The sequence below is a fragment of the Methyloparacoccus sp. NF-16 genome (assembly GCF_056880625.1).
The window spans coordinates 250,524-277,203 of the sequence record NZ_CP174130.1; the positions used below are offsets into that span (position 1 = coordinate 250,524).

At 64.5% G+C, this 26,680-nt stretch carries 23 protein-coding genes and 5 tRNA genes; 22 read left to right on the top strand and 6 right to left on the bottom strand.

Annotated features, from left to right (window positions below; all coding sequences use genetic code 11):
- Window positions 1-35: 35 nt before the first annotated feature.
- The 3 genes from ACH5N8_RS01165 to ACH5N8_RS01175 form a co-directional block, all read right to left on the bottom strand.
- The gene (locus ACH5N8_RS01165; protein ID WP_483282185.1) at window positions 36-542 is read right to left on the bottom strand and encodes a globin domain-containing protein; all 507 of its coding nucleotides are present in this window, start codon (window positions 540-542) and stop codon (window positions 36-38) included.
- 157 nt (window positions 543-699) lie between these two features.
- On the bottom strand, window positions 700-1,455 hold the full coding sequence (locus ACH5N8_RS01170) for a rhomboid family intramembrane serine protease (RefSeq protein WP_483282186.1): 756 nt from the start codon (window positions 1,453-1,455) through the stop codon (window positions 700-702).
- Window positions 1,456-1,580: 125 nt separating this feature from the next.
- The gene (locus ACH5N8_RS01175) at window positions 1,581-3,782 is read right to left on the bottom strand and encodes a primosomal protein N' (protein ID WP_483282187.1); all 2,202 of its coding nucleotides are present in this window, start codon (window positions 3,780-3,782) and stop codon (window positions 1,581-1,583) included.
- Window positions 3,783-4,124: 342 nt separating this feature from the next.
- Here ACH5N8_RS01175 and ACH5N8_RS01180 point away from each other — a divergent pair, with 342 nt between their 5' ends.
- The 3 genes from ACH5N8_RS01180 (at window position 4,125) to ACH5N8_RS01190 (ending at window position 7,936) form a co-directional block, all read left to right on the top strand.
- On the top strand, window positions 4,125-4,715 hold the full coding sequence (locus tag ACH5N8_RS01180; RefSeq protein WP_460027640.1) for an HNH endonuclease: 591 nt from the start codon (window positions 4,125-4,127) through the stop codon (window positions 4,713-4,715).
- Window positions 4,716-4,845: 130 nt separating this feature from the next.
- Window positions 4,846-7,497: a cation-translocating P-type ATPase gene (locus ACH5N8_RS01185; protein WP_483282188.1), complete on the top strand. Its 2,652-nt coding sequence runs from the start codon at window positions 4,846-4,848 to the stop codon at window positions 7,495-7,497.
- Between the two features lie 49 nt (window positions 7,498-7,546).
- Window positions 7,547-7,936, top strand: a complete 390-nt coding sequence (locus tag ACH5N8_RS01190; protein ID WP_483282189.1) for a hypothetical protein — start codon at window positions 7,547-7,549, stop codon at window positions 7,934-7,936.
- A gap of 22 nt (window positions 7,937-7,958) precedes the next feature.
- Here the strand turns inward: ACH5N8_RS01190 and prmC are convergent, their stop codons facing one another.
- Genes prmC through hemA form a run of 3 tightly spaced genes read right to left on the bottom strand, consistent with a single transcriptional unit; the run spans window position 7,959 to window position 11,609 of the window.
- Entirely contained in the window at window positions 7,959-9,260 is a 1,302-nt protein-coding gene (gene prmC, locus ACH5N8_RS01195; protein ID WP_483282190.1) for a peptide chain release factor N(5)-glutamine methyltransferase, read from the bottom strand.
- Window positions 9,261-9,263: 3 nt separating this feature from the next.
- Window positions 9,264-10,346: a peptide chain release factor 1 gene (gene prfA / locus ACH5N8_RS01200; protein WP_483282191.1), complete on the bottom strand. Its 1,083-nt coding sequence runs from the start codon at window positions 10,344-10,346 to the stop codon at window positions 9,264-9,266.
- 3 nt (window positions 10,347-10,349) lie between these two features.
- Window positions 10,350-11,609, bottom strand: coding sequence for a glutamyl-tRNA reductase (gene hemA / locus ACH5N8_RS01205; protein WP_483282192.1), 1,260 nt, complete (start codon window positions 11,607-11,609; stop codon window positions 10,350-10,352).
- A 217-nt stretch (window positions 11,610-11,826) separates the two neighbouring features.
- On the opposite strand from hemA, the gene ACH5N8_RS01210 reads away from it, so the two are divergent.
- The 19 genes from ACH5N8_RS01210 (at window position 11,827) to rpoB (ending at window position 26,670) form a co-directional block, all read left to right on the top strand.
- On the top strand, window positions 11,827-13,563 hold the full coding sequence (locus ACH5N8_RS01210; protein ID WP_483282193.1) for a tetratricopeptide repeat protein: 1,737 nt from the start codon (window positions 11,827-11,829) through the stop codon (window positions 13,561-13,563).
- Window positions 13,560-14,132, top strand: coding sequence for a lipoprotein insertase outer membrane protein LolB (gene lolB, locus ACH5N8_RS01215; RefSeq protein ID WP_460027647.1), 573 nt, complete (start codon window positions 13,560-13,562; stop codon window positions 14,130-14,132). Before ACH5N8_RS01210 ends, lolB begins: the two co-directional genes overlap by 4 nt.
- 9 nt (window positions 14,133-14,141) lie before the next feature.
- Window positions 14,142-14,993 (top strand): 4-(cytidine 5'-diphospho)-2-C-methyl-D-erythritol kinase, encoded by an 852-nt coding sequence (gene ispE, locus ACH5N8_RS01220; RefSeq protein WP_460027650.1) that lies wholly within the window; start codon window positions 14,142-14,144, stop codon window positions 14,991-14,993.
- A gap of 5 nt (window positions 14,994-14,998) precedes the next feature.
- Window positions 14,999-15,073, top strand: a tRNA-Gln gene (locus ACH5N8_RS01225).
- 35 nt (window positions 15,074-15,108) lie between these two features.
- A complete protein-coding gene (locus tag ACH5N8_RS01230) occupies window positions 15,109-16,062 on the top strand; it encodes a ribose-phosphate diphosphokinase (RefSeq protein WP_460027648.1) in 954 nt (317 codons plus the stop codon).
- A gap of 46 nt (window positions 16,063-16,108) precedes the next feature.
- Complete coding sequence (locus ACH5N8_RS01235; protein WP_483282194.1) at window positions 16,109-16,717, top strand: 50S ribosomal protein L25/general stress protein Ctc; 609 nt, start codon at window positions 16,109-16,111, stop codon at window positions 16,715-16,717.
- Window positions 16,718-16,767: 50 nt separating this feature from the next.
- Window positions 16,768-17,361 carry an aminoacyl-tRNA hydrolase gene (pth, locus tag ACH5N8_RS01240; RefSeq protein ID WP_483283160.1) on the top strand — a complete coding sequence of 198 codons (594 nt, stop codon included), beginning with the start codon at window positions 16,768-16,770 and terminating at the stop codon, window positions 17,359-17,361.
- Window positions 17,362-17,403: 42 nt separating this feature from the next.
- Window positions 17,404-17,488 (top strand) — tRNA-Tyr (locus ACH5N8_RS01245).
- A 17-nt stretch (window positions 17,489-17,505) separates the two neighbouring features.
- Window positions 17,506-17,579 (top strand) — tRNA-Gly (locus ACH5N8_RS01250).
- Window positions 17,580-17,590: 11 nt separating this feature from the next.
- Window positions 17,591-17,666, top strand: a tRNA-Thr gene (locus ACH5N8_RS01255).
- Window positions 17,667-17,705: 39 nt separating this feature from the next.
- Window positions 17,706-18,896: an elongation factor Tu gene (gene tuf / locus ACH5N8_RS01260; protein ID WP_483282195.1), complete on the top strand. Its 1,191-nt coding sequence runs from the start codon at window positions 17,706-17,708 to the stop codon at window positions 18,894-18,896.
- Between the two features lie 48 nt (window positions 18,897-18,944).
- Window positions 18,945-19,020: transfer RNA gene (locus tag ACH5N8_RS01265), tRNA-Trp, on the top strand.
- Between the two features lie 45 nt (window positions 19,021-19,065).
- Window positions 19,066-19,446 carry a preprotein translocase subunit SecE gene (secE, locus tag ACH5N8_RS01270; protein WP_483282196.1) on the top strand — a complete coding sequence of 127 codons (381 nt, stop codon included), beginning with the start codon at window positions 19,066-19,068 and terminating at the stop codon, window positions 19,444-19,446.
- Window positions 19,447-19,450: 4 nt separating this feature from the next.
- The gene (gene nusG / locus ACH5N8_RS01275) at window positions 19,451-19,984 is read left to right on the top strand and encodes a transcription termination/antitermination protein NusG (protein WP_460028592.1); all 534 of its coding nucleotides are present in this window, start codon (window positions 19,451-19,453) and stop codon (window positions 19,982-19,984) included.
- Between the two features lie 76 nt (window positions 19,985-20,060).
- Complete coding sequence (gene rplK / locus ACH5N8_RS01280) at window positions 20,061-20,492, top strand: 50S ribosomal protein L11 (protein WP_460028593.1); 432 nt, start codon at window positions 20,061-20,063, stop codon at window positions 20,490-20,492.
- A complete protein-coding gene (rplA, locus tag ACH5N8_RS01285; protein ID WP_483282197.1) occupies window positions 20,493-21,188 on the top strand; it encodes a 50S ribosomal protein L1 in 696 nt (231 codons plus the stop codon).
- A 220-nt stretch (window positions 21,189-21,408) separates the two neighbouring features.
- Window positions 21,409-21,936, top strand: coding sequence for a 50S ribosomal protein L10 (gene rplJ / locus ACH5N8_RS01290; protein WP_460028595.1), 528 nt, complete (start codon window positions 21,409-21,411; stop codon window positions 21,934-21,936).
- A gap of 46 nt (window positions 21,937-21,982) precedes the next feature.
- The gene (rplL, locus tag ACH5N8_RS01295; RefSeq protein WP_483282198.1) at window positions 21,983-22,357 is read left to right on the top strand and encodes a 50S ribosomal protein L7/L12; all 375 of its coding nucleotides are present in this window, start codon (window positions 21,983-21,985) and stop codon (window positions 22,355-22,357) included.
- A 236-nt stretch (window positions 22,358-22,593) separates the two neighbouring features.
- Window positions 22,594-26,670, top strand: a complete 4,077-nt coding sequence (gene rpoB, locus ACH5N8_RS01300; RefSeq protein ID WP_483282199.1) for a DNA-directed RNA polymerase subunit beta — start codon at window positions 22,594-22,596, stop codon at window positions 26,668-26,670.
- The last annotated feature ends 10 nt before the right edge of the window (window positions 26,671-26,680 follow it).

Sequence of the window (26,680 nt, forward strand, 5' to 3'; positions counted from 1 at the left end):
GCGGGCCTTCCCTGGCCCGACAGCGACGCCCCCCCTCAGCGGCCGAAGAGCGCCTCGCGAATATTGCGCGAGGCGTTGAGCGCGGCTTCGGAAAGCTCGTCGGCGACCTCCATCTGCCGGAAGGTATCGCGCAAATGGTCCAGGATCACGTCGAAATGCCGGTCCCGCAGCCCCTTGTCGAAGAATTGGGCGAATGCCTCGCGGAGATCGGGGGCTTCCCCTGCCTCATCGTCTCCCCGCAGGGCCACGGTCAGGAATGACTTGTGCTTCGCCCCCTGGTCCGCCCGGCTGACCCCGAACAGGAAGTAGTTGATGCGCGGGTCGCTCATCAGCTTGTCCGTCAGGATGTCGACGGCATTCTGGATGGCTTCGTCGCCGCCCAGTTGCTCGCGCAGCGAGGCGGCCTCGGCTATCACCGGTTCCGGCTTGCGACCCTTGTCCTGCTTGCCGGCCGCCGGTTCCGGTTCCGCGGCTGGAGTCTCCTCGACAATGGTTTCGTCCTCGGCCGGGACTTCGGCGGTGATCTCGGTTTCTTCGCTCATGGGGTTCTCCTCAATTTCTTGACCGAATCGGTTTGTTGTTCTGCGAGGTCGCTGGCGGCGAGCGGTACCGGCCTGGAGGGACGCGGGTGTCACGTGGTCCAGAGACCGGAACACATTGTTTCAGAATTGTCACAGGGGCTCCAGTCTTGGCCGACGGTCACCACGGACGTGAAGGCGGGCGGCCATGACGCAGGTGATCGAGCAACAGATCCTCGCGGGCCATGGGCCTGACCAGCAGGAGGCCAGCGACGAAACCGCCCGCATGGGCCCAAAAGGCAACACCCCCACCGGCTTCCTGCAATGCCGGAATGCCCGAGGCCAACTGGATGACGAACCAGTAGCCGAGCATGAAGATGGCGGGTACCACGATGGTCGTGGCGTAAAAGCCCAGGAAGACGAAGGTGATGATGCGGGCATGGGGATAGAGCCGGGCATAGCCGCCCATGACGCCGCCGATCGCGCCGGAGGCGCCCACCATGGGGATGGCAGCGGCGGGATTCGAAAGCATCTGCGCCAGGGCCGCGGCCAGCCCGCAGAGGAGATAGAAACCCCAGAACCGGACCGGCCCCATGGCGTCCTCGACGTTGTCGCCGAACACCCAGAGAAACCACAGGTTGCCGATGAGGTGGAACCAGCCCCCGTGCAGAAACATGTGGGTTACCAGGGTCAAGGCCGATCCGCCTCCTGCTTCGAGCCGGCAGGCCAGTCCCTCGCCCAGCGGAATCAGGCTGCCCGGTGCGGCAAGATGCAGCAGTTCGCCGGGAATCAGGCCCCAGCCGCAGAGCGAATGCGCCAACGGTGCCGCGCTGCCGAAGCCCTGAACCAGTCCCCATGTTGCCAGGTTGAAGCCGATGATGCTGATGACGGCGATCGGGGTACGCAGGGTGGGATTCTCGTCACGCAAGGGAAACATGGAAAACCTCTCGGAGTCGTGATGTGGCGTGTCTGGTCCCGGGCACCCGGGCGTTGTTCGCGGGCTTCATGTTACGTGAACCCCGGCGGCAACGCGGTCTTGCCACGCGGCTCCATCGGCCAGGATCAGGCGAGGTCGATCGGGTCGACATCGACCGACCAGCGTACGCCGCGAGCCGATGCCAGCCCGGGAGCCTCGGCCACCAGGCAATCCAGCAGGCCGTGCAGCGTTCGCCGCTGTTCGGCCTGCAACAGCAGCTGCCATCGATGGCGATTGCCGCGCCGCGCCAGGGGGGCGGGTGCGGGGCCCAACGTCTGTAGCACCTGGCCGGTTTGCTCGCGTGCCCGTGCCGCGATGGCTTCCAGGAACTGCCGGGCCAGCGTGCTGTCCCGGGCATCTGCCCGCCACAGGGCTTGGTAGGCGTAGGGCGGCAGTCCGGCCGCTTGACGCTCGGCGAGGCAGGCGCGTGCAAAGGCCGGGTAGCCCTCCTGCACCAGTGCCAGCAGCAGGGGGTGAGCGGGATGGCGGGTCTGCAGGATGACCGTGCCGGGCCTGCTTTCCCGCCCCGCCCGGCCGGCGACCTGCAGGATCAGCTGGGCGGTACGCTCGCCGGCCCGGAAGTCCGTGCTGTAGAGACCGGCATCGACGTCGAGGATGCCGACCAGGGTTACTCCGGGAAAATGATGGCCCTTGGCCAGCATCTGCGTGCCGATGAGCATGTCGACGTCACCGTTGTGGATGGCCTGCAGCATTTTTTCCAGGGCGCCCCGGCGGCGCGTGCTGTCCCGGTCGATACGGGCAATGCGGGCGCCCGGGAAACGTTCGGCCAGGGCTGCCTCAATCCGTTCGGTGCCCAGACCCAGCGGCCGCAGATCGCTGCCGGCGCAGTCGGGACAGCGCGCCGGCAGCGGGCGCTCGTAGCCGCAGTGATGGCAGCGCAGGCGGCTTTCCCGGGCATGTATCACCAGGCGCGCGTCGCAATGCCGGCAGGGCGCGACCCAGCCGCAATCGTGGCAGATCAGGGTCGGGGCAAAGCCGCGCCGGTTGACGAACAGCAGCGTCTGCTCGCCGCGCGCGAGGGTTTTGGCCATCCGGGCCATGAGGCCAGCGGACAGGCCTTCCTGCAGCGGCTGGGCGCGAATGTCGAGCACCTGAAAGCGTGCCATCGCGGCATCGCCGGCGCGGTAGGGGAGCTGCAGATGCGCATAGCGACCCTGGGCCGCGTTCAGCAGGCTCTCCAGCGATGGCGTGGCGGACCCCAGGACGATGGGGATCCGGGTCTCGCTGGCGCGCTTGACCGCGACATCGCGCGCCGAAAAGCGGAATCCTTCCTGCTGCTTGAAGGCGCTGTCATGTTCCTCGTCCAGAACGATCAGGCCAAGGTTCCGCGCCGGGGTGAACACCGCCGACCGGGTACCGAGCAGTATGGCGGTTTCCCCGCGTTGCAGCGACAGCCAGGCCCGGTGCCGCTCGCCATCGGGCAGCGCCGAGTGAAAGCGGGCGATGGGGACCGCAAACCGGGCCCGGAAGCGGGCCTCCAGCTGTGGCGTCAGATTGATCTCCGGCAGCAGGATCATGACCTGCCGGCCGTGTGCCAGTACGGCCTCCGTCAGGCGCAGGTAGACCTCGGTCTTGCCGCTGCCGGTGACGCCCTCGAGGAGGAAGGCCCGATAGCCGTCCAACGCTGCCCGGACGGCGTCGACGGCGGCGGCCTGGTGGGCATTCAGGGTGAGTGCCGGACCGGGATGAGGCATCTCGCTGGCGGTGGGCGCGAAGGGCTCGGGTGTCGTTTCCCGCCATGTCGCCAGGCCCTTGCGCACCAGCGCCCGGGCCGTGGCGGCAAGGCCGGCATCGGCGAGCGCCTCGGCCGGCAAGCCGCCCGGTTGGTCGCGCAGCCGCCGCAGCAGCTCGGCCTGGCGGGGCGCCCGGCCGGGCGGTAACGTCGGTGCAACCGTGGTCTGGCAGAGTCGCCGGGAGACGGGTGGGCTGGCGGACGCTCCCTTGCGCAGCAGGGTTGCCAGCGCGGTGGCGATCACCTCGCCGATGGGATGGTGATAGTACTGGCTGGCCCAGGCCAGCAGGCCCAGGTCCCGGTCGCTCAGCAACGGGATTTCGTCGAGCACGGCCAGCGCCGGGCGCAGCTTGTCGATCGGCGTTTCCGGGTTGTCCGCGAGCCCCACCAGCATGCCGACCTTGCGGCTGTGCCCGAACGGCAGTTCGAGGCGTATGCCGGGCTTCAGGCGCTCCGCCGGCACGTCCGGCGGAGGCAGGTAGTCGAACAACCGGTGCAGGGGCGCGGGGATGGCTACCTGCAAAATCAGGGGCATGACCACGGCTCGGGCTGGCGGCGCAGGCGCAGGCCTCGACCTCGGATCGGATAATGGCGGGTTTCCACACATTCTGTGGATAACGTTGTGGATGCCGGGTGCAAGAGAGGTCCCGAGGGGCGTGTTTGCTGGCGTTGGTCAAATTGACCGAAGTTTGGACGATTTTTCCCTGTCAAGCAAAATCAACAAGTTATGGTGGTGTACCGGCCAGCGGAGCTGGCTGGTGGGCAAAATTTCTGGTTGACAGACAATTTTTATACACTGTGCATAACTCAACGAACATTCAATCGCTTAGCTCAGACTCATGTTGTAACCGACACACTCGAAAGCGGAGGAGGAACGATGGAGATTTGTCAGCTGCAGGTGTTGCGCACCGATGCCTCGGGCATGCCGCTGGAATGGCTGGGCTACCAGGATGCCGCGAAACTGTATCACCTGGGCATGGTGGCCTATAGCTGTGGCACCCCGCTGTACACCCTGCGGGGGGGCGTCAACGCCAGGAGCGGTCGGCGCAGCCTGATCGAGGTCAACTCCATCATCGCTACCTACCATCACCACCGGAGCGGGCGCGGCATCGGTCCCGACTATGTGCCGCCGCTCAGCAATCCCGCCCTCTTTCGCCGCGACGACCACCTTTGTCTGTATTGCGGTTTCCCGTTCCGCCATGCCGACCTGTCCCGCGACCATGTCAAGCCGCTCAGCCAGGGGGGCGGGGATTGCTGGTCGAATGTGGTCACCGCCTGCAAGCGCTGCAATAACCACAAGGCCGGGCGGACGCCGGAACAGGCCGGCATGCAGCTGCTGGCCATCCCGTTCACGCCGACCCACGCGGAATATGTCTATCTCCAGGGGCGGCGGGTCCTCAGTGACCAGATGGAGTTCCTGCGGGCCCACTTTCCGCGCAAGAGTCCCCTGCACCGACGGCGATCCTGACCATCGGGCCGTCACGGTCGCGGCGATTCGGCCGTAAACTGCTCCCCGCCCGGCGACGCCGGGGCGGCGGCATGGCCTGGCCCTGGCGTCGCCGGATCTGTCGCTGTCTTCCTGCCGCATTCCAAGGCTCATGAGTGCCCGTCACAAGAACCGACCGAAACCCGTTGTCGCGCCGCCCTGGCACTTGCTGGAGTCCTGGCAGACCGTCGCCTGGCTCAAGGTCGACCCCGGGCAGGGGCTCGGGCACGCGGAGGCGCGGGCGCGGCTGGCCGAGCATGGCCCGAACGAGATCCGCGAGCACAAGCCCCGCGGTCCGCTGCGAATGTTCCTCGGCCAGTTCGCCGACTTCATGATCATCGTGCTGATGCTGGCCGGTGTCGTGTCCGGCCTGATCGGCGAATTCTCCGACACCATCGCCATCATCGTCATCGTGGTGCTGAACGCGATCATCGGCTTCGTCCAGGAGTTTCGTGCCGAGCGCGCCGTCGCCGCGCTCAAGCGCCTGGCCAGTGCCTCGGCCCGGGTAAGGCGGGAAGGCCAATGGCAGACGCTGCCCGCCAAGGAACTGGTGCCCGGCGATCTGGTGATGCTGGAGGCCGGCAATGTCGTGCCGGCCGATCTGCGGCTGCTGGACGTTGCCCGGCTGAAAGTCGAGGAGGCGGCCCTGACCGGGGAATCCCACCCGGTCGAAAAGATGGATGTGCTGATCCGCGAGCTGGAGTCGCCGCTGGGCGACCGCACCAACATGGCCTACAAGGGCACCATCGCCACGTGTGGCCGGGCGGTGGGCGTCGTGATCGCCACGGGCATGGATACCGAGCTGGGCAGGATCGCGGAATTGCTGCACCGCGAGAAGGAAGCCCGCACACCGCTGCAGAACCGTCTCGCCAGCTTCGGCAAGCGGCTGGCGCTGCTGGTGCTGGCCATCTGCGCCATCATCTTCGGCGTGGGGCTGCTGCGCGGCGAGCCGCCGCTGCTGATGCTGCTGACCGCCATCAGCCTGGCGGTGGCGGCCATTCCCGAGGCATTGCCGGCGGTGGCGACGGTTTCCCTGGCCCTGGGGGCCCACCGGATGGTGCAGAAGCAGGCCCTGATCCGGCGCCTGCCGGCGGTGGAAACCCTGGGCTCGGTCACCTACATCTGTTCCGACAAGACCGGTACCCTGACCCTCAACCGCATGCAGGTCGAGGCTTTCTTCTGCGAGGGGCGCCAGAGCAAGGGGCTGGACCCCGCGGTTTCCCCCCGGCTGTTGCAGGCCCTGGTACTGAACAATGACGCGCGTGCCGATGGGGATGGCCGGCTGGTCGGCGATCCGACCGAGATCGCGCTGTATGAAGCCGCCCGGCGGGCCGGCATCGATGGCCCGGCGGCCGTGGCGCAGAGCGAACGGCTGGACGAACTGCCCTTCGATTCCGAACGCAAGCGGATGACCACCCTGCATGTGCACGGGACACGTTTCGTGGCCTACATCAAGGGCGCCCCGGAAGCCTTGCTGCCGTTGTGCGTGAGCGAGTGGAGCGGGGGCGCCGCCCGGCCGCTGGCGATCGAACCGATTCTGGCTGCGGCCGAGCGGATGGCCGCCGGAGGGCTGCGCGTGCTGGCGCTGGCCTGCCGTGATTTCGCCCAGCGGCCGTCCGACTTCAGCGTGTCCACGATCGAGACGGAGCTGTGTTTCCTGGGGCTGGTCGGCCTGCTGGACCCGCCCCGTCCGGAGGCCCGCGAGGCCGTGCGACTGTGCCGGACGGCCGGCATTGCCCCGGTCATGATCACCGGCGATCATCCGGCCACCGCGCGGGCCATCGCCATGCGGCTGGGCATGGCCGACGCGGACAGCCCGGTGCTGACCGGCGCCGAGCTGGCGAGCATGAGCCCGGAGACCTTCGCGGCCCAGGTGGCCACGGTGAGGCTCTATGCCCGCGTCGCGCCCGAGCAGAAGATCCGGATCGTCAAGGCGCTGCAGGGCCGGGGCGAATTCGTGGCGATGACCGGCGATGGTGTCAACGACGCGCCGGCGCTGCGGTCGGCCAACATCGGCATCGCCATGGGCAAGATCGGCACGGATGTGGCCAGGGAAGCCGCGCACATGGTGCTGCTGGACGACAATTTCGCCACCATCGTCGCGGCGGTGCGCGAGGGGCGCCGGATCTTCGACAATATCCGCAAGTTCATCAAGTACACCATGACCAGCAATTCGGCGGAGATCTGGACGCTGTTCCTGGCACCGTTCCTGGGGCTGCCGATCCCGTTGCTGCCGATCCATATCCTGTGGATCAACCTGGTCACCGACGGCCTGCCAGGGCTCGCCCTGGCGGTGGAGCCCGAGGAGCGCGGCATCATGCAGCGCCCGCCGCGACCGCCCCGGGAAAGCATCTTCGCCCACGGCATGTGGCAGCACATCCTCTGGATCGGGCTGTTGATGGCCGGGGTGTCGCTGTTTGCCCAGGGCTGGGTCTACCAGACCGGCTCCACGCACTGGCAGAGCATGGTGTTCACCGTGCTGACGCTGTCGCAGATGGGCCATGTGCTGGCCATCCGGTCGGAATGGGACTCCTTTTTCCGCCAGGGGCCGTTCTCCAACGGGCCGCTGCTGGGCGCGACGCTGCTGACCCTGGCCTTGCAGATGGCGGTACTGTACGTGCCATTCCTGCAGCCGATCTTCAGGACCGAGGCGCTGAGCGCCGGTGAACTGGGCTTCTGCCTGGGGCTTTCGGCCATCGTGTTCGTGGTGGTCGAGTGCGAGAAGTGGCTGCGTCGGCGCGGCTGGATTTACCGTGCGGAATGACCCTGGATACCCGGCCGGATCGCGGCCCGCGAGCGTTGGGAGACACACCATGAACCTGAGTCACCACCACCAGGCGCGCCGCCGCCTGCTCACCGGACTGGCCGGGCTGTTGCTGGCTCTGCCGGCCGCGGCCGATGTGGGCGTCTACCTGGCGACCGTGGTGGCGATGGATGGCAGCTACGGCCTCTATGACACGCGGGGCGCCATCCTGGATGGCAGCTATCGCCTGCCGGTGGAAATCGAGGACGACCAGGTGACCCGCATCGTGTTGCCGGATGGCGCCCGCCTGAACGTGGTGGGCGGGGTGTTGCACGGCCTGATGGCGACGGCGATGAGTTACGGCGGGCAGCGGTTCCGCATCGAGGTGGCCGACGACCGGTTCCGGCGCGAGGATACCGCCAACGACGAAGTGTCCGACTCGCCGCCGGACGACGGCTGAGGGCTGCCGGCGCGCGCCTGGCTCAGGTTTCCTGCAACTGCAACGCCACTTCCCGCCAATCTCCGGGGCCGGTGATCCGGTAGCCGCGGAGTTCCAGCACGCCCTTGGTGTCGAGGCCCACGATCAGCCGCAGCACGCCGGGAAAGACATCCGCCGCGCATTCATCCTCCGTGGGCAGTGGCGGGCCATCCGGGCGGGAGCGGAGGATCGCGAACAGGTTCTCGCCGGCCGCCTCGAGCGACCGCGATGCCGACGCCAGGTTGCCCGGTTGCCAGTGCGAGGCACCATGGGGTGTGGCATTGATCGGGTGACAACTCAGGGGGCTCGTCCCCTTGGCGCCGACCAGCCCGGCAATCGGACATTCGGGCGAAAGCTGGGCCAGGTGCAGGATCTGGTTGACCAGCGGGCGGGGCAGGGCAATCGCGGTTTCGGGCATGGCTTGGGCCTGGATGGAGGGGGTTCCCTCGTATCTTGCCAGAGTGGCGCGGGGATGTCCCTGCAGGTCGCGGTGCGTGCGGATGTCGCGGTAGCCATGCCGGACCAGCAGCGCGGCCAGCGGGGTGGCCTGATCGTAGCCATGTTCCAGCAGCAGCGTGGCCCCCGGCTTCATGTGCGAGGGCGCGTCCCGGACGATGATGCGCAGGGCCTCCAGCCCGTCCGGGCCCGACGCCAGCGCCAGGGGCGGCTCATGGCGCAGGTCGCCCCGGGACAGGTGCGGGTCGTCCGCGGCGATGTAGGGCGGGTTGCTGACGACCAGGTCGAATCGTTCGTCCGGCGCCAGCGGCGCCAGCCAGTGGCCTGCGCGGAAGGCCACGTTGCCTGCGCGCAGCCGGGTCGCATTGGTCCGCGCGATCGCCAGCGCGACGGGACTGGTATCGATGGCCACGATTCGGTCGTCGGGACGCTCCAGCCCCAGGGTGATGGCGATGATGCCGCTGCCGGTGCCGAGATCGAGGAGGGTGGCCGGTTGCCCGGCCGGCAGGACGGCCAGGGCCAGCTCGATCAGCAGCTCGGTTTCCGGTCGTGGGACCAGAACGCCCGGTGCGACATGGAACGTCCGCGACCAGAATTCCCGCAGACCAGTCAGGTAGGCGACAGGCCAGCCCTCGCGGCGGCTCTCGATCAGCGCCCGATACCGTTCCGCCGCTTCCGGCGCGAGAAGCCGTTCCGGCCAGGCGCGCAGGGTGGTGCGCCCGCAGCCCAGCACGTGTGTCAGCAGCACCTCGGCATCCAAGTCGGCGCTGGCCGAGTGGGCGGCCAGCACCGCGCATCCCCAGCGCAGTGCGCCGCCCAGGGTTTCCGGCGCCGGGCTGGCGGCGGACACGGGCTATTCCTCGGACAGCTGGGCCAGCAGTTCGGCCTGGTGTTCGCGGATCAGTGGCTCGAGAACGGGGTCGAGATCGCCTGCCATGATGGATTCGAGCCGATACAGGGTCAGATTGATGCGGTGATCGGTCAGCCGTCCTTGCGGAAAGTTGTAGGTGCGGATGCGTTCGGAACGGTCGCCGCTGCCGACCTGGAGCTTGCGCGAGGCGGCGATCTCGGCGGATTGCTTGTCCTGTTCGGCGGAGAGAATGCGCGATTGCAGCAGGGACATGGCGCGGGCACGATTCTTGTGCTGGGATCGCTCGTCCTGGCACTCGACCACCACGCCGGTCGGAAGGTGGGTGATGCGGATGGCGGACTCGGTCTTGTTGACGTGCTGGCCGCCGGCGCCGGAGGCGCGGTAGGTGTCGATCTTGAGATCGGCCGGGTTGATGTCGAATTCGATTTCCTCGACCTCCGGCAGCACGGCGACGGTGCAGGCCGAGGTATGGATGCGGCCCTGCGCCTCGGTTTCCGGCACCCGCTGCACGCGGTGGGTGCCGGCTTCGAACTTGAGCTGCGAGTAGACATCCTGGCCGCTGATGCGCAGGACGATTTCCTTGTAGCCGCCCAGTTCCCCCTCGCTTTCGCTGATGACCTCGGATTTCCAGCCTTTCTGCTCGGCATGGCGGAGGTACATCCGGTACAGATCGCCGGCGAACAGCGCGGCCTCCGCACCACCGGTGCCGGCGCGGATTTCCAGGAAGATGTTGCGCTCGTCGTTGGGGTCGCGGGGCAGCAGGAGAATCTGGAGTTGCTGCTCCAGCCGCGCCAGCCGGGCCTCGGCCTCGGCGAGCTCCTCCCGGGCCATGGCGCGCACCTCCGGGTCCGGATCGTCGGCAAGGCTGCGCGCATAATCCTGCTCGTCCTGCGCCGTCCGGTACTGCCGGAAGGCGCTGACCAGCGGGTTGAGCTGGGCATACTCGCGGCTGAGGGTGCGGAAGCGGTTCTGGTCGTTCTGGGTTTCCGGCTCGGCGAGCAGGGCGGTGATTTCCTCGAAGCGCTGGTCGAGCTGCTCCAGCTTCTGGCGAATGGATGGTTTCACGAATCAGTGACTGTCCTTGAGTTGAAAGAGCTCGCGGGCGGCGGCGATGAGATCGTGCCGTTCGTGGATGCCGGCCTGCCTGAGCTGGGCGCTGGGGGTATGCATCAGCTTGTTGGTCAGCCGGTGGGCCAGCAGCTGCAAGGCTTCCTCGGGCGGGTGACCGGCCCTGAGCAGCCGTTGCGCCTGCGCCAGGGTCTGGTCGCGGAGTCGTTCGGCCTGTTCGCGCGTGTCCCGTATGGTACGGGTGGCGCCCTGGGCGCGCAGCCAGCCGAGGAAATGGACCACCTCGATGTCGATGATTTCCTCCGCCTGCTTGGCGGCTTCCTGGCGCGAGCGGAGATTCTCCTCGACCGTGTTGCGCAGGTCGTCGACGGTATACAGGTAGACATCGCGCAGTTGCTCGACCTCGGGCTCGATATCGCGCGGCACGGCGAGATCGACCATGAACATCGGCTTGTGGCGGCGTGCCCGGATGGCGCTTTCGACGCTGCCCTTGCCGAGGATGGGCAGCTGGCTGGCGGTGGAGGAGACGATGATGTCGGCGCGTGCCAGGTGGCGGGGTAGCTCGGCCAGCGAGATGGCGAAACCGTTGAATTGCTGGGCCAGGCTGTGGGCGCGGTCGTAGGTACGGTTGGCGATGATCAGTTCGCCCAGCCGGTTTTCCGTGAGGTGGCGCGCGGTCAGTTCGATGGTTTCGCCGGCGCCGATCAGGATCGCCGTCTGGTTGCTCAGATCCTCGAAAATGCGCTTGGCCAGCCGGACGGCGGCGAAGGCCACCGAGACGGGGCTGTTGCCGATGGCGGTGTCGGTGCGGACCTTCTTGGCGGCGGCGAAGGTGTGCTGGAACAGCTTGCCGAGCGTCTTGCCGAGTGTCCCGGCATCGCTGGCAGCCTGGTAGGCCGTCTTCATCTGTCCCAGAATCTGCGGCTCGCCGAGCACCATCGAATCCAGCCCCGAGGCCACCCGGAACATGTGGCGGATGGTGGCGCTGTCGGTGTGGGTGTAGAGGTAGGACTGGAAGTCGGCCGGCTCCAGGCCCTGTTCATGGGCGATCCAGTCCACCAGTTCCCGTCGTGTGTCGTGGGCCGTGCCGCAGTAGAGTTCGGTACGGTTACAGGTGGAGAGGATGGCCGCCTCCTCGATGCCGGGCAGGCGGCTGAGCTTGCGCAGGGCATCCATCACCCGCTCGGTCGGAAAGACCAGGCGTTCCCGCACCGAAACCGGCGCTGTATTGTGATTGAGTCCCAAGGTGATGATGGCCATGCGGCTACAGCGTCTGTAATCAGACTATAATTCTAAGAATATTTGCCCTTTCCGGCCATGGATGCCCGGAAATTGCTGGAGGAATCCTTCGGGCCCGCCGGTTGGGTCCGGTCGGAGCGCCGCCCAATCTTGCCTCATCTGCCAACCTTTTCCCCGATGGCCTGTCATTTGGGGCATCTTTCCCGGAATACCAGTTCTCAACGAGGCGATGCCGAGCGTGGTCAAGCAAATTCTCTACTGGATGGTCACCGGTGTCCTGTGGGCATCCGGGTGTGCGGGGGTGCACTCCTCGCCTGAGTCGGCAACGCAGCAGGGTGCGGCGGGCGGTGCCGACCCGGCGCCACCGGAGGGGGCCGGTGCGCCCATCTACCTGATGTTGGTCGGCGAGGTTGCGGGGCAGCGCGGGCAGTTCGATGTGGCGCTGAACCATTATCTCGAACTGGCGCGGTTGGTTCCCGACGGCCGCGTCGCCGAGCGCGCCACCCAGATCGCGCTGTACGTGAAGAATGCCGACAAGGCGCTGGAGGCGGCGTCGATGTGGGCCGAGCGCGAGCCCAGGAGCCTGCCGGCCCACCGTATCCGGGCCATGCTGCAAATCAAGGCCGGGGATACCGATGCCGCCGCGCAGGCGTTCGGCCGGCTTCTCGAGCTCAAGGATCCGGAGCTGGAGAATACCCTGGTTGAACTGGTCCGCTGGATGGATTCGGAGCTGCCGAAGGAGCAGGGCTTGCAGGTGATGCAGACGCTGGCCGAGAAATACCCCCGGGTCGCCGAGATTCATTTCGCCTACGCGCTCCTGGCCAGCAACAAGGATGCCGCGATGACCGCGCGGGTCGAGACCGATCGGGCGCTGGCCATGCGGCCCGGCTGGAGTCGCGCGCTGATGCTGCGGGCACAGCTGATGATGCAGGCGGGCGATAACCGGGCCGCACGGATCGCCCTGGAAAAGGCATTGAAGGGTGATCCCGAGAATCCGCGGGTTGCCCTGCTGTATGCGCAGTTTCTGGCCAAGACGGGCGACCTGAAAGCCGCCGAGCGCGAACTGAAGCGGATCGTCGGGCGCGATCCGGGCAATCATGATGCCCGTTTTGCCCTGGCTTCCGTCTGGTTCGAGCTGGGTCAGCTGGACAGGGCGCGAACCGAGTTTCAGGCATTGTCAGGCGATCAGCGCTGGCAGGCGCAGGCCGATTTTTCCCTGGGCCTGATCGACGCCCGCCAGGGGCATGCCGAGCGCGCGCTGCGGCAGTTCGACCGGGTGGGGGCGGGGCCTTTGGAGTTCGACGCGCGCTTCAACGGCATTTCCGCGCTGATCAGTCTTGGTCGTCACGACGAGGCACGCCAGCGTCTGGCCGCGGCACGTCAGAGCTATCCGCATGAGAAGACCCGTCTCTACTTGATCGAGGCGGAGATGCTGGCCAAGGACAAGCATTTTTCAACCGCCACGAGCCTGCTTGGCGAGGCGCTGCGGGAACAGCCGGGTCAGCCGGAGCTGCTGTATGCGCGGGCCTTGCTGGCCGAACAGGCCGGACAGCTCGACGTGATGGAGGCGGACCTGCGGGCCGTGTTGCAGCAGAAGCCGGACGATGCCGCGGCGCTCAATGCCCTGGGTTTCTCGCTGGCCGAGCATCGGCTGGACCGTCTCGACGAGGCGGAGGGCTATATCAGGCAGGCGCTGGAGAAGCGGCCCGGGGATCCCGCCGTTCTCGACAGTTATGGCTGGGTGCTGTATCGCAAGGGCAAGCCCAGGGAGGCGCTGGCCTATCTGCGCAAGGCCTATGGCCTGTTTGCCGATCCGGAAATTGCCGCTCATCTGGGGGAGGTGCTCTGGACGCTGGGGCGGCGCGAGGAGGCACGCCGGATCTGGTCCGAGGGTTACGCGAAGAATCCGGAGCAGGACGATATCCGGCGTGTCCGGGAGAAGTTTCCCGACGGGTTTCGCGGAGCGGCGAAATGAGGCGGCTCGCCTGGGCTGGCTGGCTGGCCCTGGGGTTGGGGGGCTGCACCACGGTCAGCACGGTTTCCGAGCCGGTCGTGCTACCGGATACGCCGGTCGCGATCCGGGCCTGGTCCATGGACGGGCGGATCGGTGTCCAGTCCGCCGGGAAAGCCTGGCAGGCCAACCTGTACTGGGAGCATGATCCCGCGCAGGACCGTCTGCGGTTGTCCGGTCCCTTCAGTCAGGGGCTGGTATCCATCGTCGTGCAGAAGGATCTGATCTACATCAACGAGGGTGGCGGCGTGACGGCGCTGTCGCGCGATCCCGACGCCATGCTGCGCCAGCGGCTGGGGTTCGCCGTCCCGCTGAGCAGTCTACGTTACTGGATGCTCGGCGTACCGGACCCCGGAGCATCCGCGCAGCGATCGGCCGACGCCGGGGCGGGCAGCTTCCGGCAGGCCGGCTGGCATATCGTGCCGGATCAGCTGGCCAGCATCGATGGCTGGATGCTGCCACAGAAGCTGACCGTGCAGGGTGCGGGCGTCAAGTTGAAGATTCTGGCCGATACCTGGACACTGAGGAACTGACCTGTGGCGATGCCTTCATCCCTGCGCCTGCCGGCGCCGGCCAAGCTCAATCTGATGCTCCGTATCGTCGGTCGGCGGCCGGATGGTTACCATCTCCTGCAGACGGTGTTTCAGTTTCTCGATTGCTGCGACTGGATCACGCTGGCCGCCCGCCCGGATGGCGAGATCCGGCTGGCGTCGCCGCTGCCGGGTGTGCCCGAGGCGATGGACCTGACGGTGCGCGCGGCAAGGGCTTTGCAGGCCGCGGCCGGTGTGCGGCAGGGCGTGACGATCACCATCGAGAAGCGGTTGCCGATGGGGGGCGGCCTTGGTGGTGGCAGTTCCGATGCGGCGACCACGCTACTGGGCTTGAACCGGCTCTGGGGCGCCGATCTGGCGATCGCGGAGCTGAAAGCCCTGGGGTTGGCGCTGGGTGCCGATGTGCCCGTCTTCATCGAGGGCGCCGCCGCCTGGGCGGAGGGTGTCGGTGAGCGGCTGACGCCCATCGAACTTCCCGAGCCCTGGTATGTCGTCATCGCGCCCCCCTGTCACGTCAATACGGGGGTGGTGTTCAACGCGCCCGATTTGACAAGGGATAATCCGTCCATAACAATAGCCGACTTTTTTGCGGGGCAGCAGGAAAATCATTGCCTGTCCGTGGTTCTGGCGAACTATCCTGTCGTGGCGCAGGCCATGGACGCGCTTTCCCGATACGGTCGGGCGCGATTGACGGGCACGGGCGCCTGTGTATTTGCCGATTTTCCCGGCGAGGCCGAGGCGCAAGCCTGTCTGCGGGGGGTGTCTCCGGAGTGGAGCGCCTTGCTTGCGCGAGGTCTGAACAGGTCACCGTTGCAGCTTGCGCTGGAGCGGCTGACAACTTGATTTCTTGGGGCGTAGCCAAGCGGTAAGGCACCGGGTTTTGATCCCGGCATGCCCAGGTTCGAATCCTGGCGCCCCAGCCATATTGCGGCGATTCTTTCTCTTGGAGCTTCAGTGAGTGTCTGACGCCAGCTTCATGGTGTTCGCGGGAAATGCCAACATGCCCTTGGCCAAGGGCATCGCGCGGGCACTGAACATGCGGCTGGGGCAGGCGACGCTCGGCCGTTTTTCCGATGGCGAGATATCCTTTGAGATCGAGGAAAACGTTCGTGGTCGGGATGTGTTCATCGTGCAGCCGACCTGTTCGCCGGCGAACGAGAACCTGATGGAGCTGCTGGTGATGATCGACGCCTTCAGGCGTTCGTCGGCTTCCGTCGTCACTGCGGTCATTCCCTATTATGGCTATTCGCGGCAGGACCGCCGCATTCGTTCGGCGCGGGTGCCGATCGCCGCCAAGCTGGCGGCCAAGATGATCTGCGCGGCGGGCGCCGACCGGGTGTTGACCGTGGATCTGCATGCGGACCAGATACAGGGCTTCTTCGACGTTCCGGTCGATAATGTCTACGCCTCGCCGATCCTGCTGGGCGATGTGTGGCGTCAGCAGTATCCGGACCTGATGGTGGTGTCCCCGGATGTCGGCGGCGTGGTGCGCGCCCGTGCCCTGGCCAAGCGTCTGGACGAGGCCGATCTTGCCATCATCGACAAGCGCCGGCCCCGGGCCAATGAGGCCAAGGTAATGAACATCATCGGCGATGTGGCGGGCCGTACCTGCATCATGGTCGACGATCTGGTCGATACGGCCGGTACCCTGTGCAAGGCCGCGGAGGCGCTGAAGGAAAGCGGTGCGGTCCGCGTGGTGGCCTATTGCACGCATCCGGTGCTGTCCGGCAGGGCGCTGGAGAACCTGAATCAGTCGGTGCTGGATGAGCTGGTTGTCACCGACACCATTCCCCTGGGGGCCGAGGCGCGGCGTTGCCGCAAGATTCGTCAGCTCAGCGTTGCGGAAATGCTGGCCGAGACCATACGCCGGATCGCCGTGGGCGAATCCGTCAGTTCCATGTATGTCGACTGAGTCGGCATCGTTTTTATCAACTGCTCAGAGTATTTGGAGAATGAAGATGGCAGGCGGTTTTGTGTTTGATGCGGAGGTCCGGGCCGAGTTGGGGCGTGGGCATTCCCGGCGCTTGCGCCAGGCTGGCAAGGTGCCGGCGGTACTTTACGGTGGCGGTGCGGACCCGGTGGGTCTGGTGCTGGATCACAACAAGGTTCTCAAGGCGCTGGAGCACGAGGCGACGTATTCGCACATCCTGACCCTTCGGTTTGGCGACAAGGAGGAAACGGCCATCCTCAAGGATTTGCAGCGCCATCCCAGCCGTCCCGTGATCCTGCACATGGACTTCCTGCGTGTCAGCGAGTCGCAGAAGATTCGCGTGCACGTGCCGCTTCATTTCCTGAATCAGGACAGCTCGGTCGGTGCCAAGAAGGGCGGTGTGGTGACACACAATCTGGTCGATATCGAGGTGGTCTGTCTGCCGGCCCATCTGCCGGAATTCATCGAGGTTGATCTTGCCAAGGTCGATGTCGGCCAGTCCGTGCATCTGTCCGAGCTCAAGTTGCCGCCGGGTGTGCAGATTGTCGAGCTGATGCACGGTGCGGATCATGACCAGGTGGTTGCTGCCATCCAGGCCGGGCGTGTCGCCGGCGAGTCCGCCGAGAGCGAGGGCTAAGGCCCCGTTTTTCTGGGTTCGGTGGCGGGTCGAATGGTGTCGTGTCTTCGGTGATCCGCCTGATCGTCGGGTTGGGCAATCCGACCACCCGCTATGAGGGAACCCGGCATAATGCCGGGTTCTGGTTCGTGGACACCGCCGCGCGGTCGCTAGGCGTCGTTCTGCGGCCCGAATCGCGCTTCATGGGCGTCTTGGGGCGCCGGGATGAAGGTGGTTCCGCGCTGTGGTTGCTGAAGCCGACGACCTACATGAATCGCAGCGGGCATTCGGTGCTCGCGGTGGCCGCCTATTTCAAGATCGCGCCGTCCGAGATTCTTGTGGCACACGATGAGCTCGACCTTGATGTGGGCGCGATCCGCCTGAAAAAAGGCGGCGGCCATGGCGGGCACAACGGGCTGCGCGACATTGTCGCTCAGCTCGGATCGTCGGACTTTTACCGTCTGCGCTTCGGTATTGGCCACCCGGGCGACCGCTCCCGGGTTGTCGGCTATGTGCTGGACAATCCGGGGCGGGCTGACCGTACCTTGATCGATGGGTGCGTCGAGCGGTCGGTGCAGGAATTGCGGGCGCTGCGATCCGGTGAATTCGCTGCGGTGATGAACCGTCTGCACGCCGATCCAGCAAGGATCGAAAAAAAAGGTTGACGCATACGGATTATATATTGATAATCCTCTGCTAACCCTGATGGAGGGGTTCCCGAGCGGTCAAAGGGATCAGACTGTAAATCTGACGGCTCAGCCTTCGAAGGTTCGAATCCTTCCCCCTCCACCACTTTTTGGGTTTGATTGGCGGGTGTAGTTCAATGGTAGAACCTCAGCCTTCCAAGCTGATGGCGTGGGTTCGATTCCCATCACCCGCTCCATAAGATTTTGCGCCCATATAGCTCAGTCGGTAGAGCACTTCCTTGGTAAGGAAGAGGTCACCGGTTCAAGTCCGGTTATGGGCTCCAGTGTTTTTGTTTGCAAACCATCATTAAGGGTGTTGGCGGATGTCCAAAGAAAAATTCACGCGTACAAAGCCGCATGTCAATGTCGGAACGATCGGTCACGTTGACCACGGCAAGACGACCCTGACGGCGGCGCTGACCAAGGTCGGTGCGGAGCGCTTCGGTGGCGCCTTCAAGGCCTATGACCAGATCGACGCGGCGCCCGAAGAGCGCGCGCGCGGCATCACCATCGCCACCGCCCACGTCGAATACGAATCCCCCACCCGGCACTACGCCCACGTGGACTGCCCCGGCCACGCCGACTACGTCAAGAACATGATCACCGGCGCCGCGCAGATGGATGGTGCCATCCTGGTCTGCTCCGCAGCCGACGGTCCCATGCCGCAGACCCGCGAGCACATCCTGCTGGCCCGCCAGGTCGGCGTGCCCTACATCGTCGTGTTCCTCAACAAGGCCGACATGGTCGACGATGCCGAGTTGATCGAACTGGTCGAGATGGAAGTGCGCGAACTGCTCTCCAAGTACGACTTCCCGGGCGACGACACTCCCATCGTCAAGGGGTCTGCCCTCAAGGCGCTGGAAGGCGATCAGAGCGAGATCGGCGTCCCCGCCATCATCCAGCTGGTCGATGCCCTGGACAGCTACATCCCCGAGCCCGAGCGCGACATCGAAAAGCCCTTCCTGATGCCGATCGAAGACGTGTTCTCCATCTCCGGTCGTGGCACCGTCGTCACCGGCCGTATCGAGCGCGGTCGTGTCAAGGTTGGTGACGAAGTCGAGATCGTCGGCATTCGTGACACCGCCAAGACCACCTGCACTGGCGTCGAAATGTTCCGCAAGCTGCTGGACGAAGGTGTTGCCGGTGACAACGTCGGCGTCCTGCTGCGTGGCACCAAGCGTGAAGACGTCGAGCGCGGCCAGGTACTGGCCAAGCCCGGCAGCATCACCCCGCACACCCATTTCGAGGCGGAAATCTACGTCCTCTCCAAGGACGAAGGCGGTCGCCACACCCCGTTCTTCAACGGCTACCGGCCGCAGTTCTACTTCCGGACCACCGACGTGACCGGATCCATGGAGCTGCCGCAGGGTGTCGAAATGGTCATGCCCGGCGACAACATCAAAGTCACCGTCAAGCTGATCAGCCCGATCGCCATGGAGGAAGGCCTGCGCTTCGCGGTACGCGAAGGTGGCCGTACCGTGGGCGCCGGGGTCGTATCCAAGGTTATCGAGTAATCAGGTTCGAAGGGCGTGCCGTGCGCGCCCTTCGGCAAGCAGGGTTAAAGGTCAGTAGCTCAATTGGTAGAGCAGCGGTCTCCAAAACCGCAGGTTGGGGGTTCGAGCCCCTCCTGGCCTGCCATTTCCCTTCCGACATCTCACGTTTCACCGAAATAAAGGAATTCCCATGAGTGCGAGGGAGGAATCGACGTCGTCCTCGGGTCTGGATACTGCCAGGCTGGTGGTGGCCATCCTGATTCTGGTGGGCGGAATCGTCGGCTTTTATTACTTCGCGGACAAGGGGCTGGTGTACCGGGTTCTGGGTATCCTGGCGGCTTCCATCGCCTCGATTGCTCTGATTCTGACTGCCGCGATAGGGAAATCCTTCTTGGGTTTTTTGCGCGAGTCGCGGGTCGAGGTCAGGAAGATGATCTGGCCGACGCGCCAGGAAACCATGCAGTCGACGCTGGTTGTTGTGGCCCTGGTTTTTCTGGTTGGTCTTCTGCTGTGGACGTTGGACGCCATGCTTTTCTGGGGTGTCAGTCACCTCACCGGACAAGGGAAGTAGTCCGATGTCCTTCCGCTGGTATGTCGTGCATGCCTATTCCAACTATGAAAATCAGGTAAAGCGCTCGCTGGAAGAGCGTATTACCCGTTCCGGCCTTGATCAGTATTTTGGTCGCATCTTGGTCCCGACCGAGGAAGTGGTCGAGATGCGCCAGGGTCAGCAGCGCAAGAGCGAGCGCAAATTTTTCCCGGGCTATGTGCTGGTGCAGATGGAGCTGAACGAGGAAACCTGGCACCTGGTCAAGGAGGTTCCCCGTGTGCTTGGCTTCATCGGTGGCACATCCGATCGCCCGGCGCCCATCTCCGATAAGGAGGCGGAAATCATCCTGGGCCGTATGGAGGAAGGGGCGGCCAAGCCCAAGCCCAAGATTCTCTTCGAGGTTGGCGAAGTCGTCCGTGTCAATGAGGGCCCGTTCAAGGATTTCAACGGGGTCGTTGAGGAAGTCAACTACGAGAAAAGCCGGCTGCGCGTTTCGGTCCTCATTTTCGGCCGATCGACGCCCGTCGAGCTCGATTTCGGTCAGGTCGAAAAGGCCTAGTCCGCAGATACCCCTTGCGAGGGGTGGTTCGTCACTATGGGGAGCCGTTACCGGCGTCTGACCCACAGGAGTAAACATGGCAAAGAAAATTACCGGCTATATCAAGCTGCAGGTGAAGGCCGGCGAGGCCAATCCGAGTCCTCCCATCGGCCCGGCCCTGGGTCAGCGCGGCGTCAATATCATGGAGTTCTGCAAGGCGTTCAATGCCGCCACCCAGAATGTTGAGAAAGGCCTGCCTCTGCCCGTGGTCATCACGGTCTATGCCGACAAGAGCTTCACTTTCATCACCAAGACGCCGCCCGCGACAGTGCTCATCAAGAAGGCTGTGGGGCTGAGCAAGGGCAGCAGCAATCCCAATACCAACAAGGTTGGCAAGATTACCCGCACGCAGTTGCTGGATATTGCCAAGCAGAAGCAGCCCGATCTTACCGCGGCCGACGAGGATGCGGCCATCAGGACCATTGCCGGCAGTGCTCGCAGCATGGGTTTGGATGTGGAGGGTGTATAAATGGCTAAGCTGAGCAAGCGCGCAAGACTGATCAACGAGAAGGTTCAGCCCGGCAAGATTTATGCGGCCGAGGAAGCGTTCCAACTCCTGAAGGCGGTTTCGGCCGTCAAGTTTGTCGAGGCGGTCGATGTGGCCGTGATTCTCGGGGTTGACCCGAGAAAATCCGACCAGGCGGTTCGTGGTGCCACCGTGCTGCCGAACGGTACTGGCAAGTCGGCCCGAGTAGCGGTGTTCGCCCAGGGCGCGAATGCTGACGCGGCGCGCGAGGCGGGTGCCGACATCATCGGCATGGATGACCTGGCCGCGCAGGTCAAGGCGGGCGAAATAAACTTCGACGTGGTCATCGCCACGCCGGATGCCATGCGTGTGGTCGGCCAGCTTGGTCAGATCCTGGGGCCGCGTGGGCTGATGCCGAATCCGAAAGTCGGTACCGTAACGGCGGATGTGGCGACGGCAGTCAGAAACGCCAAGGCTGGCCAGGTTCGTTATCGTACCGACAAGAAGGGCATCATTCACTGCACCATCGGCAAGGTGAATTTCGAGCCTGCCGCACTCAAGGAAAACCTGGAGGCGCTGCTGGCAGATCTCAAGAAGGCCAAGCCCTCCACATCCAAGGGGGTCTACCTCAAGAAGATCACCGTTTCCACGACCATGGGGCCAGGGCTCGCACTGGATCAGGGCAGCTTGGCTGCCTGAAGGCTTTGGGTTGCCGGAGGGGCTTTTGCCTTCCGGTGACCGTCAAAGACCGCAGGTGCACTCGATGCTTAATCCCGTCGGGCCTGCGCAGACGGTGTACTGGAGTCGGCAACCGACGAAAGGAGCCGTGCAATCGCGTCCTGGCGGATTCCGCCAAGGCGTTGTTTAGGCTCTGAATGGTTTACCCGCTGTTCAGAATGTTACATATTGGAGAAACACAGTGGCGCTGAGACTAGATGACAAAATCGCTGTCGTCGAGGAAGTGTCCGCTATTGCCGCCAAGGCGCACTCCGCCGTGGCCGCGGAATACCGCGGTCTGACGGTGGGTCAGCTGACCGATCTGCGCAGGAATGCGCGTGCCTCCGGCGTATACCTGCGTGTGGTGAAGAACACTCTCGCGCGCAGGGCGGTCGAGGGCACCGAATTCCAGTGCATGCAGGAAGGTCTGGTGGGTCCGCTGATCCTGGCCTTTTCGCTGGAGGATCCGGGTGCTGCGGGACGTCTGATCGCCGACTTCATCAAGACGAACGACAAGCTGGTTGTTCGCCTGGTCGCGGTCGGCGGCAAGCAGTACGGTCCCACAGGGCTGGAGCGCCTGTCGAAGTTGCCGACCAAGGATCAGGCCATCGCCATCCTGATGGGCACCATGAAGGCCCCGGTCGAGAAGTTCGTGCGTACCCTGGCCGAACCGCATGCCAAGCTGGTTCGTACGATAGCGGCCATTCGCGATCAGAAGCAGGCGGCGTAGCCAACCACGGCACGCTCCTAACACACAATCATTTCGGAGAAATTCGATGGCAGTATCAAAAGAAGATATCTTGGAAGCTATCTCTAACATGTCGGTCATGGAGGTCGTTGACCTGATCTCCGACATGGAAGAGAAGTTCGGTGTTTCCGCTGCGGCAGCAGTCGCTGTCGCGCCGGCAGCGGCGGCGGCTGCGGCCCCGGTCGAGGAGAAGACGGAGTTTGACGTTGTCATGACCGGTTTCGGCGACAACAAGGTCAACGTGATCAAAGTCATCCGGGCCGTCACCGGTCTGGGCCTCAAGGAAGCCAAGGACATGGTGGAAGGCGTCCCGGCGACCGTCAAGGAAGGCATCAACAAGGCCGAAGCCGAGGACATCAAGAAGCAGCTGGTCGAGGCTGGCGCAACGGTAGACATCAAGTAACTTGTCTCCGCTGTCAGGCTAAACCGCCCCTCAAGGCTGGTAGCTCAAGCTACCGGCCTTTTGGCGCTGTAGGGATGCGGTAAAGCCCGGCAGATATTTGCCCCGACCGGTTGCGTGAGGCTCGGCCGGCGGCTGCCCGGGCTCCCATGCGAGCGGGGCGGGAACGGCAAGGCCTGATCCAGGCCGTCCCCTCACTCTGTGATAACCCTGTTAGAACCGTCAGGTAAGGAATCGAAATGGCCTATTCTTTCACCGAAAAGAAACGCATCCGTAACAGTTTTGGCAAGCGTCGGGATGTGCTCGACGTTCCCTACCTGCTGACGACCCAGGTTGAATCCTACAAGCGCTTCCTGCAGACCGACGTGCAGTTGGCGCACCGCGCCGACGAGGGGCTGCACGCGGCGCTGAAATCCGTTTTCCCCATCACCAGCCATTCCGGCCATGCGGTGCTGGAATACGTTGACTATTGGCTCGGGGAACCTACCTTCGACGTCAAGGAGTGTCAACAGCGCGGCGCCAACTATGCGGCGCCCTTGCGCGTTCTGGTGCAGCTGGTCCTCTATGACCGCGATTCGCCCGCCGCCGCAAAGATCGTCAAGGAGATCAAGCGCCAGGAAATCTACATGGGCGAGATCCCTCTCATGACCGATACCGGCACCTTCATCATCAACGGCACCGAGCGCGTCATCGTCTCGCAGCTGCACCGCTCGCCGGGCGTGTTCTTCGACCATGACCGCGGCAAGACCCATTCCTCGGGCAAGCTGCTCTTCAATGCGCGCATCATTCCCTATCGTGGTTCCTGGCTCGATTTCGAGTTCGATCACAAGGACTGCGTCTACGTTCGCATCGACCGCAGGCGCAAGCTGCCGGCAACGGTGCTGCTGCGCGCGCTGGGCTATGACAACGAGGAGATCATCGGTCTCTTCTTCGAAACCAACCGCTTCATGCTGCGCGGCGACAAGGTATTGCTGGAGCTGATTCCGGACCGGCTGCGCGGCGACATCGCCAGCTTCGACATCCACGTCGACGGCAAGGTCCTGGTCGAAAAGGGCCAGCGCATCACTGCCCGCCACATCCGCGAGATCGGCAAGGCCGGACTGACCCAGCTGGAAGTGCCCCGCGACTATCTGCACGGCAAGATCCTGTCGCGCAACATCGTTTCCGCCGAGACCGGCGAGCTGCTTGCCAAGGTCAACGACGAGATCACCGATGATCTCATCACCCGCCTGTCCGAAGCCGGCGTCGATGCCGTCGATACCCTGTTCGTCAACGACCTCGATCGTGGCCCCTACATCTCCAATGCCATGCGCATCGACTCGACGGAGACCCAGCTGGACGCACTGGTCGAGATCTACCGCATGATGCGTCCCGGCGAGCCGCCCGCCAAGGAAGCGGCCCATGCGCTTTTCGACAACCTGTTCTTCTCGCCGGATCGCTACGACCTTTCCGCGGTCGGTCGCATGAAGTTCAACCGCCGCCTGGGCCGGGCGGAAGTCACCGGCAGCGGCGTGCTGACCAAGGAGGACATCATCGATGTCCTGCGCGAGCTGATCAATATCCGCAACGGCCATGGTGCTGTCGACGATATCGACCATCTTGGCAACCGCCGCGTGCGTTCGGTGGGCGAGATGGTGGAGAACCAGTTCCGTCTCGGTCTGGTGCGCGTCGAACGCGCCGTCAAGGAGCGCCTGTCGCTGGCGGATGCGGAAAACCTGATGCCGCAGGAAATCATCAATGCCAAGCCGGTGGCGGCGTCGATCAAGGAGTTCTTCGGCTCCAGCCAGCTGTCGCAGTTCATGGACCAGAACAATCCGCTCTCCGAAGTCACCCACAAGCGTCGCGTGTCGGCGCTGGGCCCTGGCGGTCTGGCGCGGGAACGTGCCGGCTTCGAGGTGCGCGACGTGCACACCACCCATTACGGACGGGTCTGCCCCATCGAAACGCCGGAAGGCCCGAATATCGGGCTGATCAACTCGCTGTCGGTCTACGCCCGCACGAACCAGTACGGCTTTCTGGAGACGCCCTACCGCAAGGTCGTCGAGAGCCGGGTTACCGATGAAATCGAATACCTCTCCGCCATCGAGGAGGGCAAGTACTTCATCGCCCAGGCCAGCGCCAAGGTCGACGCCGAGGGGCGGCTGGTCGACGATCTCGTTTCCTGCCGACACAAGGATGAATTCACGCTGGCGGCGGCGACCCAGATCAACTACATGGACGTCTCGTCCAAGCAGATCGTGTCGGTGGCCGCCTCGCTGATTCCGTTCCTGGAGCATGACGACGCCAACCGCGCGCTGATGGGTTCCAACATGCAGCGCCAGGCCGTCCCGACCCTGCGTACCGAAAAGCCGCTGGTGGGTACGGGCATGGAGCGCATCGTGGCCCGCGACTCGGGCGTGACCGTGGTGGCCAAGCGTGGCGGCACCATCGAGTTCCTCGATGCCAGCCGTATCGTGGTGCGCGTCAACGACGACGAGACCGAGGCCGGCGTACCGGGTGTCGACATCTACAACCTCACCAAGTACACGCGCTCCAACCAGAACACCTGCATCAATCAGAAGCCGCTGGTGAAGCCGGGCGACCAGGTGGCCAGGGGCGACATCCTGGCCGACGGTCCCTCCACCGACATGGGCGAGCTGGCGCTGGGGCAGAACCTGCTGGTCGCGTTCATGCCGTGGAATGGCTACAACTTCGAGGACTCGATCCTGATCTCCGAGCGCGTCGTCCAGGAGGATCGCTTCACCACGATCCACATCGAGGAGAAGTCCTGTGTCGCTCGCGATACCAAGCTGGGGCCGGAGGAAATCACCGCCGACATCCCCAACGTCGGCGAGGCGGCCCTGGCCAAACTGGATGAGTCCGGCATCGTCTATATCGGCGCGGAAGTGAAGGCTGGCGATATCCTGGTCGGCAAGGTCACGCCCAAGGGTGAGACGCAGCTGACGCCCGAGGAGAAGCTGTTGCGCGCGATCTTCGGCGAGAAGGCGTCCGATGTGAAGGACACCTCGCTGCGGGTACCCTCCGGCATGGACGGTACGGTGATCGATGTGCAGGTCTTTACCCGCGATGGTGTCAAGAAGGACGAACGCGCCAAGCAGATCGAGCAGGCCGAGATCGAGCGGGTGAAGAAGGATCTGAACGACCAGTTGCGCATTATCGAGAAGGACTTCTATCAGCGCGTCGAGGCCATGGTCCTCGGCAAGGAAGCCCATTCGGGGCCCGCACGGCTGAAATCCGGCACCGTCATCACGGTGGAGTATCTCGCTGGTCTGAAGCCGGCGCAGTGGCTGGAAATCCGCATGAGGGACGAGGACGTCAACCTGCAACTGGAAGCCATCGCTGAGCAGATCGCCATCCAGCGCGAGGAGATGAACAAGCGTCTGGAGGAGAAGAAGCGCAAGATCGCGATCGGCGACGATCTGCCCCCCGGCGTGCTGAAGATGGTCAAGGTCTATCTGGCCGTGAAGCGCCGCATCCAGCCGGGCGACAAGATGGCCGGCCGCCACGGCAACAAGGGTGTGATCTCGCAGATCGTACCGGTAGAGGACATGCCGTTCGCAGCCGATGGCACGCCGGTCGATATCGTGCTCAACCCGCTCGGTGTGCCCTCGCGCATGAACGTCGGTCAGGTGCTGGAGACGCACCTCGGCTGGGCGGCGCGCGGGCTGGGCATCAAGATCGGCAGGATGCTCGAGGTGCAGGCACAGGTGGCCGAGATCCGGCAGTTCCTGAAGGATGTCTACAACAGCAGCGGTCGCACCGAGAATCTCGACGAACTCACCGACGCCGAGGTTCTGGAACTGGCCGGCAATCTTCGTGGTGGCGTGCCCATGGCGACGCCGGTCTTCGACGGCGCCAGCGAGCGTGACATCAAGTCGATGCTGAGGCTGGCCGGCCTGCCGGAAAGCGGGCAGACGAAGCTGTTCGACGGTCGTACCGGCGAGTCCTTCGATCGCGATGTCACCGTCGGCTGCATGTACATGTTGAAGCTGAATCACCTGGTCGATGACAAGATGCACGCGCGTTCGACCGGTCCCTATTCGCTGGTGACGCAGCAGCCGCTGGGTGGCAAGGCCCAGTTCGGTGGCCAGCGCTTCGGCGAAATGGAAGTCTGGGCGCTGCAGGCCTATGGTGCCGCCTACACCCTGCAGGAGATGCTGACGGTCAAGTCCGACGATGTCACCGGACGCACCAAAATCTACAAAAACATCGTCGACGGCGATCACCGGATGGAGGCGGCGATGCCGGAGTCATTCAACGTGCTGATCAAGGAAATCCGCTCCCTGGGAATCAACATGGAATTGGAGCAGGATTAGCGCGAGGCGA

Coding starts and splice junctions, on each gene's coding strand:
- ACH5N8_RS01235 (WP_483282194.1), top strand. CDS start 16,109: ATGGCAGGCGGTTTTGTGTTTGATGCGGAGGTCCGGGCCGAGTTGGGG.
- ACH5N8_RS01180 (WP_460027640.1), top strand. CDS start 4,125: ATGGAGATTTGTCAGCTGCAGGTGTTGCGCACCGATGCCTCGGGCATG.
- lolB (WP_460027647.1), top strand. CDS start 13,560: ATGAGGCGGCTCGCCTGGGCTGGCTGGCTGGCCCTGGGGTTGGGGGGC.
- secE (WP_483282196.1), top strand. CDS start 19,066: ATGAGTGCGAGGGAGGAATCGACGTCGTCCTCGGGTCTGGATACTGCC.
- rplA (WP_483282197.1), top strand. CDS start 20,493: ATGGCTAAGCTGAGCAAGCGCGCAAGACTGATCAACGAGAAGGTTCAG.
- ACH5N8_RS01175 (WP_483282187.1), bottom strand. CDS start 3,782: ATGCCCCTGATTTTGCAGGTAGCCATCCCCGCGCCCCTGCACCGGTTG.
- ACH5N8_RS01170 (WP_483282186.1), bottom strand. CDS start 1,455: ATGTTTCCCTTGCGTGACGAGAATCCCACCCTGCGTACCCCGATCGCC.
- nusG (WP_460028592.1), top strand. CDS start 19,451: ATGTCCTTCCGCTGGTATGTCGTGCATGCCTATTCCAACTATGAAAAT.
- hemA (WP_483282192.1), bottom strand. CDS start 11,609: ATGGCCATCATCACCTTGGGACTCAATCACAATACAGCGCCGGTTTCG.
- ispE (WP_460027650.1), top strand. CDS start 14,142: ATGCCTTCATCCCTGCGCCTGCCGGCGCCGGCCAAGCTCAATCTGATG.
- ACH5N8_RS01190 (WP_483282189.1), top strand. CDS start 7,547: ATGAACCTGAGTCACCACCACCAGGCGCGCCGCCGCCTGCTCACCGGA.
- rplK (WP_460028593.1), top strand. CDS start 20,061: ATGGCAAAGAAAATTACCGGCTATATCAAGCTGCAGGTGAAGGCCGGC.
- rpoB (WP_483282199.1), top strand. CDS start 22,594: ATGGCCTATTCTTTCACCGAAAAGAAACGCATCCGTAACAGTTTTGGC.
- ACH5N8_RS01165 (WP_483282185.1), bottom strand. CDS start 542: ATGAGCGAAGAAACCGAGATCACCGCCGAAGTCCCGGCCGAGGACGAA.
- ACH5N8_RS01185 (WP_483282188.1), top strand. CDS start 4,846: ATGAGTGCCCGTCACAAGAACCGACCGAAACCCGTTGTCGCGCCGCCC.
- rplL (WP_483282198.1), top strand. CDS start 21,983: ATGGCAGTATCAAAAGAAGATATCTTGGAAGCTATCTCTAACATGTCG.
- tuf (WP_483282195.1), top strand. CDS start 17,706: ATGTCCAAAGAAAAATTCACGCGTACAAAGCCGCATGTCAATGTCGGA.